Origin of the sequence: Mesorhizobium sp. M1D.F.Ca.ET.231.01.1.1, assembly GCF_003999155.2 — a bacterium.
Lineage (GTDB): Bacteria > Pseudomonadota > Alphaproteobacteria > Rhizobiales > Rhizobiaceae > Mesorhizobium.
Window position 1 is genome coordinate 1 of record NZ_RZOZ02000134.1, and the last position, 346, is coordinate 346.

Consider the following 346-nt stretch of genomic DNA (forward strand, 5'->3'; position numbering starts at 1 on the left):
GCAGCACATCGCCGAGCTGCACGCTGACACGGTTGGCCTTGGCCGATTCGACGACTTGAACGGTGATCAGGCCCCGCTTCGAATATTCCGAGAGATGCACGGTCTCGCCGGTCTCCGCCGCCAGCGCCTCGACCACCGGCGCCGCCATGCGCAGGAACGGAAACTGCGCCTCGCGCAACAGCGCCAGCCGCGCGATGCCGGCCCCCAGGCGATAGAGCCGCGTGGTCTCGTCCTGCTCCACCAGCCCGTGCTCGATGAGCGAGACCAGCAGCCGGCGCGTCGTAGCCTTGTCGAAGCCGGCGCGCCTGGCGAGATCGGCAAGCGCCGCCTCGGGCGCGCCGCGACC

General features: G+C 70.5%; 1 protein-coding gene. It reads right to left on the minus strand.

Annotation, left to right across the window (positions count from 1 at the left end; translation table 11 throughout):
* Nucleotides 1–346: helix-turn-helix domain-containing protein (locus EN874_RS32640; RefSeq protein ID WP_145971771.1), on the minus strand; the 346-nt coding region annotated here is incomplete at both ends.